General features: G+C 66.0%; 11 protein-coding genes. 5 read left to right on the top strand and 6 right to left on the bottom strand.

Annotated features, from left to right (window positions below):
• From SAS01S_RS22915 to SAS01S_RS20685, 4 genes are all read left to right on the top strand, one after another.
• Positions 1 to 433 (top strand): acyltransferase family protein (locus SAS01S_RS22915; protein ID WP_218016348.1); only part of this gene is annotated, 433 nt, incomplete at its 5' end.
• Positions 357 to 1,286, top strand: coding sequence for an isoaspartyl peptidase/L-asparaginase family protein (locus SAS01S_RS20695; protein ID WP_066812934.1), 930 nt, complete (start codon positions 357 to 359; stop codon positions 1,284 to 1,286). The genes SAS01S_RS22915 and SAS01S_RS20695, both read left to right, overlap by 77 nt.
• Before the next feature lie 173 nt (positions 1,287 to 1,459).
• Complete coding sequence (locus SAS01S_RS20690; protein ID WP_066812933.1) at positions 1,460 to 2,320, top strand: S1/P1 nuclease; 861 nt, start codon at positions 1,460 to 1,462, stop codon at positions 2,318 to 2,320.
• 14 nt (positions 2,321 to 2,334) lie between these two features.
• Positions 2,335 to 3,534: a M23 family metallopeptidase gene (locus tag SAS01S_RS20685; protein WP_066812932.1), complete on the top strand. Its 1,200-nt coding sequence runs from the start codon at positions 2,335 to 2,337 to the stop codon at positions 3,532 to 3,534.
• Positions 3,535 to 3,546: 12 nt separating this feature from the next.
• Here the strand turns inward: SAS01S_RS20685 and SAS01S_RS20680 are convergent, their stop codons facing one another.
• Genes SAS01S_RS20680 through SAS01S_RS20670 form a run of 3 tightly spaced genes read right to left on the bottom strand, consistent with a single transcriptional unit; the run spans position 3,547 to position 4,922 of the window.
• Positions 3,547 to 3,792: a hypothetical protein gene (locus SAS01S_RS20680; protein WP_066812931.1), complete on the bottom strand. Its 246-nt coding sequence runs from the start codon at positions 3,790 to 3,792 to the stop codon at positions 3,547 to 3,549.
• Positions 3,789 to 3,998, bottom strand: coding sequence for a type II toxin-antitoxin system antitoxin (locus tag SAS01S_RS20675; RefSeq protein ID WP_066812922.1), 210 nt, complete (start codon positions 3,996 to 3,998; stop codon positions 3,789 to 3,791). The genes SAS01S_RS20680 and SAS01S_RS20675 overlap by 4 nt, the downstream gene beginning before the upstream one ends.
• A 9-nt stretch (positions 3,999 to 4,007) precedes the next feature.
• A complete protein-coding gene (locus tag SAS01S_RS20670) occupies positions 4,008 to 4,922 on the bottom strand; it encodes an SPFH domain-containing protein (RefSeq protein ID WP_066812920.1) in 915 nt (304 codons plus the stop codon).
• 73 nt (positions 4,923 to 4,995) lie between these two features.
• Between SAS01S_RS20670 and SAS01S_RS20665 the strand changes: the two genes are divergently transcribed.
• Entirely contained in the window at positions 4,996 to 5,577 is a 582-nt protein-coding gene (locus tag SAS01S_RS20665; protein ID WP_245657046.1) for a hypothetical protein, read from the top strand.
• A 60-nt stretch (positions 5,578 to 5,637) separates the two neighbouring features.
• Here the strand turns inward: SAS01S_RS20665 and pal are convergent, their stop codons facing one another.
• The 3 genes from pal to tolA all read right to left on the bottom strand — a co-directional run.
• Positions 5,638 to 6,147 carry a peptidoglycan-associated lipoprotein Pal gene (gene pal, locus SAS01S_RS20660; RefSeq protein ID WP_066812918.1) on the bottom strand — a complete coding sequence of 170 codons (510 nt, stop codon included), beginning with the start codon at positions 6,145 to 6,147 and terminating at the stop codon, positions 5,638 to 5,640.
• A gap of 65 nt (positions 6,148 to 6,212) precedes the next feature.
• Complete coding sequence (gene tolB / locus SAS01S_RS20655; RefSeq protein WP_066812916.1) at positions 6,213 to 7,622, bottom strand: Tol-Pal system beta propeller repeat protein TolB; 1,410 nt, start codon at positions 7,620 to 7,622, stop codon at positions 6,213 to 6,215.
• A gap of 5 nt (positions 7,623 to 7,627) precedes the next feature.
• A partial coding sequence (gene tolA, locus SAS01S_RS22910; protein ID WP_500799086.1) for a cell envelope integrity protein TolA occupies positions 7,628 to 8,225 on the bottom strand: 598 nt, incomplete at its 5' end.

The following is an 8,225-nucleotide window of genomic DNA, read 5'->3' as shown; positions in this document are numbered from 1 at the left end:
CCTGGTCCCGCCGCAATGGCTGGGCGACCAGATGCTGGTCGCGCACCAGATCCAATGCTGGGCGGCGGTCGCGGCTTTGATCGGAATCGCCGAGCGTTTCTGGAACCGCGACGGCGCGTGGCGCCCGATACTGACCGAAGCGGTGTTCCCTTTCTATCTGATCCATCAGACGATCATCGTCGTGGTCGAATATTGGCTGCGGCCGCTGGGGATCGGCGCGCTCGGCGAATTCCTCATACTGGTGCCGGCGACGATCGCGGGATGCTGGGTCTTCTATCTGATCGGGCGCAAATTGAATTGGCTGCGACCGCTGATCGGATTGCGGCGGCGTCCTGCCAGGGCTACCGCTCCCCGCCATGACGAACCCAACCCCCTGGTCGCTGGTGATCCATGGCGGCGCCGGCGCGATCAAGCGCAGCCAGACCCGGCCTGAGACCGATCGGGGCGTTCGCGCCGCGCTGAACGCCGCGCTCGATGCGGGCAGCGCGATCCTGGCGACGGGCGGAGCATCGCTCGACGCGGTCGAGGCGGCGGTCCGCGTGCTCGAGGACGATCCGCATTTCAACGCCGGGCGCGGCTCCGCTTTCACCTTCGAGGGTAAGAACGAACTCGACGCGGCGATCATGGAGGGCGCGACCCTGCGCGCCGGATCGGTCGCCGGTGTCACCGCGACCAGGAATCCGGTGACCCTGGCGCGCGCGGTGATGGAGCAAAGCGCGCACGTCCTGCTCGGCCGCGAAGGAGCCGACGCGTTCAGCCGCGAGCATGGGCTCAACCAGGCCGATGCCGATTGGTTCGCGACTCCCGAGCGGCGACGGCAGCTTGACGAATTGCTGTCGAACGGCGGCAAGTTCGATGTCGACATGAAATACGGCACGGTCGGCGCGGTCGCGGTCGACCAGGCCGGGCATATCGCCGCGGCGACCTCGACCGGCGGGGTGACCGGCAAGCGCTGGGGCAGGATCGGCGATTCGCCGCTGATCGGCGCCGGCACCTATGCCGATGATCGCGGCGCCGCGGTATCGTGCACCGGCGCGGGCGAGTTCTTCATCCGCGAGAGCGTCGCCTTCCAGATCAACGCGCGCGTCCGCTTCCTCGGCGAAACCCTGCAGCAAGCGGCCGACACGGTAATGGCCGAGGTCAAGGCGCTGGGTGGCACCGGCGGCGTGATCGTGACCGCGACCGATGGCGAAGTGGCCTGGAGCTTCACCACCGCGAGCATGTATCGCGGCCGCGCGGTGTCGGATGGGAGCCGCAAGGTGGCGCTGTACGAGGATGAGGGATAACGCCCTCCACCGACCGTCATGCCGGACTTGTTCCGGCACCCAACGTGCCGCGAGGGATATCGCCTGTGGATGGTTGGGCCCCGGCACAAGGCCGGGGTGACGGTTGGATAAGCGGGCAACGCCTCGCGCCAAAATGATTGGAAGCACCCGCTCGCGGGCCTAAGACCGCGCCCATGAAGCGCCTCCTCCCCGTCGCGGCCGCGCTGGCCGCGCTCATCCTCGCCTCCCCCGCCAATGCTTATTGGGAATATGGCCACCAGACCGTCGCACAGATCGCGTGGGCCAACATCACGCCCAAGGCGCGGCTCCAAATCAAGCGGCTGCTGCGCCAGCAAAAGCTGCTCGGCACGCCGCAATGCAAAGCGGGCACGCTCGATGATGCCGCGATCTGGGCCGATTGCATCAAGGGGATCAAGGACGAAAACGGCAAGCAGAGGTTCGGTTACACCAGCTCCTGGCACTATCAGGACGTCAATATCTGCTCGCCGTTCGATGTCGTGAGCGTATGCAAGGACGGCAATTGCGTGTCGGCACAGATCGTCCGCTATGTGAAGTTGCTCAAGGATCGCCGCACCCCGCCCAAACAGCGTGTCGAGGCGCTCGTCTTCTTGATCCATTTCGTCGGCGATCTCCACCAGCCGCTTCACGCCGGCGAGAAAGGCGACAAAGGCGGCAACGACGTGAAGGCAGACTATGGCACCTATGCCGCCAGCCGGCTCAACCTCCATTCGATCTGGGACGGCTATCTCGCCGAACGCGCGATCTCGACCGGCCCGAGCCTGGTGCATCGTTATTCGCTCGCCGATCGCAAGCGAATCGCCGCAGGCAACGTCCTCGACTGGAGCCGCGAAAGCTGGGCGGTCGCGCGCGACGTGACCTACCGGACCGCGATCGGCGGCGATCCCTGCGGACCTACCCCGACGCCGGTCAAGCTCGACAATGCGACGATCGCATCTTTGGTGCCGACCGCGCGGCTCGAGGTCGAGCGCGGCGGACTGCGGCTGGCCAAATTGCTCAATCAGGCGCTCGGCTGAACAGGCGAAGGGGGATGCTGAGGTCGCTCTCGCCGCGAATGATCGCGGTCGTCCTGGCCTTGGCCGGTAGCGGCGGCGTGACGCTGCAATCGCCCGCCCGGCCCGCTGTCCCGGTCCACCAGGCGCAGGTCGAATGCCGGTTCCTCGCCACGCCCCAAGCGGTTCGCGGCAGCGATGGCAAGGTCCACCTCGCCTACGAATTGCGCGTCACCAGCTTCCATTCGGGCGACAGGCCGCTCAGACTGACCAGTCTGGCAATCTATCCCGACGGTGGGTCGACTCCGCTCCAGACGATCGCGGGTGCAGCCCTTTCCTCCCTCCTGTCGCGACCGCCGGAGAAAGCCGGCGATGACGGCATCGCGATTGCCGGGGGACAGACCCAGACTTTATTCCTGTGGCTCACCTTGCCGGCCGGCGTCCGGCCCGCGTCCCTGCGCCACCAACTAACCTTCGCCGAGCCGGATGGCGGGATCGAACGCGCCGACGATATCCGGCTCAACCTGATCCCCCGCGCCCCGATCAGCATCGGGCCGCCGTTGCGCGGCGGGCGCTGGCTCGCGGTCGAGGGGCCGGGCAATCATCTTTCGCATCATTGGGGAAGCATGGTCGCGATTGACGGCACGCTGAGCATTCCGCAGCGCTACGCGATCGACTGGTTCGGGCTCGATGCCGGCAATCACTCGGTCCGCGGCGCGCATGACAGTCTGGCGGCGACCAGCGACGAGGATTGGGTCGGCTATCGCCACGACGTGCTGGCGGTCGCCGATGGCGTGGTGGTCGACGCACGCGACGGGGCGCCCAATGGCAAACCGCTCGCGCCCGAGACGGTATCTGACGACCTGACCGCGCGGACGCTCTATGGCAATTTCGTGATCCTTCGGATCGCGCGGGGCATCTACGCGCACTACGCCCATTTCGAGCGCGGCAGCGTCGCGGTCAGGATCGGCCAGCGCATCCGGCGCGGGGCGGTGATCGGCCGGCTCGGCCAGAGCGGTGCTGCCGGCGCCCCGCATCTGCATTTCCATTTGAGCAACCGGCAGGCCTTCGAACGGTCGCAGGGCTTGCCTTATGTCATCCAGGCTTTCACCGCGCTGGGCCAAAGCAAGATCGAGGACACGTTCGATGCGGCCAAGCCGGTGGCTTTGGCGCCGTCGCCAAAAGGGTCAAAGCGCGCGGAGATGCCGCTCGACGGGACCGTTGTGACGTTCCCGTAGCCGCCAATCGCCCTATTCTTCGCCTTTCCAGCGCCATTTCCACCCGCCCCGCGTGTGCTGCGCGCAGACCATCATGAAGGCCAAAGTCAGCGGCACGATAACGCCGATCGCGATCGCGGGATGGCGCGGCACCAACGCTCCCGCGGCGACGATCACGGTTAGCGAATACCCAATCGTGATCGCCCATCCCTGCCACGTGATCGGCAGGCCGGCGCCGACGCCGAGCTTCTTCGGCGCGAACCAATCCCCGTCGCTCATTCCTGATCTCCCTGCTTGGGTGGCCGGCCACGTTTGGGCCGCACCGGATCCGCCAGCTTGACCCCACGCCGGCCCAGCGCCTCGCGCAACAGGCATTCGACCTGGGCATTGACGCTCCTCAAGTCGCTCGCCGCCGCGCGCTCGATCGCCGCGTAAAGCGCGGGATCGAGGCGTAGCGGAAACGCCTTTTTGGGGGGAGCGCCCATCGTGCCGCCTTATTGGTAGAGCGAGCCTGCGTTGACGACCGGCTGCGTGTCGCGCTCGCCGCACAGCACGACCATCAGGTTCGAGACCATCGCCGCGCGGCGCTCGTCGTCGAGTTCGACCACGCCCTTCGCGCTCAACAAGTCGAGCGCCATCTCGACCATGCCGACCGCGCCTTCGACCAGGGTCTGGCGCGCCGCCACGACCGCCTGCGCCTGTTGGCGGCGGAGCATCGCGCCGGCGATCTCCTGCGCATAGGCAAGGTGGGTGAAGCCGCATTCGTCGACGGTGATTCCGGCCATCACCAGCCGCGCGATCAGTTCCTGGCGAAGCTCCACACCTACCTGTTCGTGATTGCCGCGCAGAGTCACTTCCTGATGCGCGAAATCGTCATAGGGATAACGCGAGCCGATCGTGCGCACCGCCGCCTCGATCTGGACCATCACGAACGCCTTGTAATCGTTGACGTCGAACAACGCCTGGGCGGTATCGGTCACGCGCCACACGACTTGCGCCGCGATCTCGATCGGGTTGCCGCGCAGATCGTTGACCTTGATCTTGTCTGAAATGATGTTGTTGGCGCGGACCGAGATCTTCTTGCGGCTGAGCCAGGGCAGCAGCCAGCGCAGCCCCGTTTTGCGGTCGGTGCCCTGGTAACTGCCGAACAAGGTGACGGCCACCGCCTGGTTGGGCTGGAGCATGTAGAAGCCGCACAGCACGAAGGCGAAGACGATCGTCCCGCCGACGATCAACAGCGCGCCAAGCGCGGCATTGGTGTCGACCGTCGTGCCGCCATAGATTGCCGCGACCAATGCGATCAGCAGCACGAGCAGCATCAGATAGCCGCTCGACGTCGCCGCCGGACGCTCCCGCGATAAGGTCAGTCCGATACCATTCACATTCGCATCCGAGGCCTGAATAGCCATGGGACCCTCCCGTTAAAGATGATATCATATTTATATCGATTTCGAGTGAGTCGCAAGCGGATTCGATGACCCGGTGACTGGCGCCTATGCGGCGTATCTCGGCACGAACTCGCGCGCTCTGCGTTGGCCATGCGATATGCCCAAGCTGAAGGTCTATCGCACCCCGATCGGGTTCCACGACGCCTATGTCGCGGCGCCGAGCATGAAGGCCGCGCTCAGGGCCTGGGGTACCGAGAAGAATCTGTTCTCGCGCGGCGCGGCGGAACTGGTCACTGATCCCAAGCTGACGAAGGAGCCGCTCGCCAGCCCGGGTGAGGTGATCAAGCGACCGAGGGGATCGGCCGCCGAGCATCGCAAGGCCGCCGGCTCAGGCAAGGAAGCGGCCGGCCAAGACGGGGCGGCGCCCGAGCGCAAACCCGTCAGGCGCAAGCCAAGACCCGATCGCAGGGCGCTGGAGAAAGCCGAACAAGCCCTGAGCGCCGCGCGGCAGCGGCACGAGCGCGCGCGTGCCGACATCGACCGGCGGCTGGATGCTCTGCAGGCCAAGCGGCGCGAGTTGGTCAAGACGCAGGAAAACGAGATCGCCGACTTGGAAAAAGAGCGGGAGGCAAGGGAAACCGCCTATCGCCGCGCTCTCGACACATGGGAAGCGTAGACATGAAATAGGCCGGGGATCGCTCCCCGGCCTCGTTCGCAATCGAAATGTCGTGCGTTGCTATTGCAGGACGATGGTCACCGCGCGGCGGTTCTGGGCCCAGCTTGCCTCGTCCGAGCCGAGCGCGATGGGGCGTTCCTTGCCGTAGCTGATCGTATTGATCCGCGCCGCGTTGACGCCGCGTGCCGCCAGGTAGTTCTTGGCGGCGTTGGCGCGGCGATCGCCGAGCGCGAGATTATATTCGCGGGTGCCGCGTTCGTCGGCATGACCCTCGATGGTGATGCGGCGGTCGGGCCATTTCATCAGCCACGCGGCCTGACTGTCGAGGATCGAGCGCGAGGTCGCGTCGATATCGTACTGGTCGAGCGCGAAGTGGATCGTGTCGCTCATGACCGAGCGTTTGAAATCCTCGGCCGAACCTGGGACAATCGATCCGGCATCGCCGTTGCCGGTCGACCCCGTCGGCTGGTCGCCCGCGGCGGGCGGCAGGACCGGCGGGCGTTTATGGGCGCAGCCTGCAGCCGCGACGAGTGTCGCGAGCAGGATCAGTTTCGTAGTCGTGCGTGCCATTGTTGGTTCTCCCTAACTTTTGGCTGATGAATGCCTGGGGTGTGTTCGGTCCGGATACGAAACGTTTAGTCCTTGCGAATGGGTCCCCAACTCGGATCCGATCCGTCGAAGGGGGTGGGCAAGCGGCGTTCGTTGACCCCGGTCAGGTCGACCGACCACAAATCCGCGACGCCGCTTCCGCCCTCGGTGGAACGGAAGAACATGATGACGCGGCCATTGGGCGCCCAGCTCGGCGCTTCGTCTTGCCAGCCATCGGTCAGCATCTTCTCGCCGCCGCCCGAGGGCGACATGATCCCGACATGGAAGCCGCCGCCGATCTTGGTGAAGGCGATCAGGTCGCCGCGCGGGCTCCAGGCCGGAGTCGCGTAGCGTCCCGAACCGAAGCTGATCCGCTGCTGGTTCGACCCATCGGCGTTCATTACATAAAGCTGCTGCGCGCCCGAACGGTCGCTTTCGAACACGATCTTGCTGCCGTCAGGCGACCAGCTGCCGCCGGTGTCGATCCCCGGCGCGCTGGTCAGCCGCTGCGACGCGCCGCCATCGGCGGGGATCTTGTACAGATCGGTATTGCCCGCCTGCGACATCGAATAGAGAATCCAGCGGCCGTCGGGCGAGAAGCGCGGCGCCAGCGCCATGCTGACATTATCGACCAGCCGGTGTTGCTTGCCCGTGGCGATATCGAGGACATAGATCGTCGGCTTCTTGTCGAGATACGACAGATAGGCAACGCGGCGCTGGTCGGGCGACAATTGCGGGGTCAGCACGATCGTCTGGCCATTGGTCAGGAAGCGGCCGTTGAAGCCGTCCTGGTCCATCACCGCCAGCCGCTTGATGCGCTTGCCCTTGGGCCCGGTTTCCGAGACATAAACGACGCGGCTGTCGAAATACGGTCCTTCACCGGTCAACCGGGTATAGACCATATCGGCGCATTTGTGCGCGGCGCGGCGCCATTCGTTGACGCTGAGCACATAGCCCTGGCGCCCCAGCTCACGCTGCGCCGCAGTATCGTACAGATAGCAACCGACCGTCACCGTGCCGTTGCCGTTGGCGCGGATATAGCCCTGGACCAGAGCGGTCGCGCCGCGCGACGTCCAACCCCCGAAATCGGGCGCGGTCGCTTGCGCGAACGGCACCGGCATCAGCTGGCCGGCCGGAAGCGGCTTGAACAGTCCCGAATTCTTAAGGTCGGCGGTGATGACGTCGGACAATTGCTTGCCGAGCTGGTCGGTCGATCCCGCCGCGGTCGACGCCACTTCAGGAGTCGGCAGCGCCGGGATCGCGATTCCCATCGGCGCCGAGATGCCGCCCTCGACATCGACCACCAGGCCGCCCGACTGGCCGGGCGCTGGCGTCGCGCCGGGAGCAGGCGCCGGGGTTGGCGCGGATTCCGGCGCGGGCGGGGTGGTCTGGGCATTGGCGGCAGGTGCCAGTGCCATCATCAGCGCGATCAGCGGAAGGCCTTTGGTCATCATCATCTCTCTCAACCCGGAAGCTTGTAGCGGAGCGAGAAGTCGCTCCAGCCATTGGGGACATCGTATAATTCGGGCGGCAGGCCGCGCAGCGGCTGGCAGCCCATGAAGGTCGCGATCGCACGATCGTCGACCTGGCGTTGGTAGCGGCGATTGTCGTCGTCGATGCCGTCATGCCCGACGATCAGCGGTTTCGAGGCCAGCGTGCCGTCGCGGTTGATCTTTAGCCGGATCGTCACGCGGATACGCTCGGCGCCGGGGCCGGGGTTGACCTGGCGATTGGCGCAGGGCTGCACCTGCTGTTTGATTTTCTGACCTATATCCATTGCCGCCTGCTGGCTCATCGTCGCCGATTTGGGCGCGGTGCCGGTCGCGGGGCTCGGCTTGCTCGAGGCACCCTTGAAATAATCCGACCCGAAATTGAGGCCGCGCGCCTTGGGCTTGACCGCGTTGGCGGTGCTGCCGGTGCCCTTGCCCGGCTTGACCGCCGGCTTTGCGGGTGCCGCGACAGCTGGCTTGGGCTGTACCTTCGGCGCCGGTTTGGGCGCGGGCGGCGCCGGCTTCTTCGGTTCGGGCTTGGCGACCGGCGCGGGCTTGGGCGGCGGCGCG

It is taken from the genome of Sphingomonas asaccharolytica NBRC 15499 (assembly GCF_001598355.1).
In the GTDB taxonomy this organism is placed as follows: domain Bacteria; phylum Pseudomonadota; class Alphaproteobacteria; order Sphingomonadales; family Sphingomonadaceae; genus Sphingomonas; species Sphingomonas asaccharolytica.
Note: the sequence above shows the minus strand (reverse complement) of the source record. Positions and strands in the feature narration are given on the sequence as shown.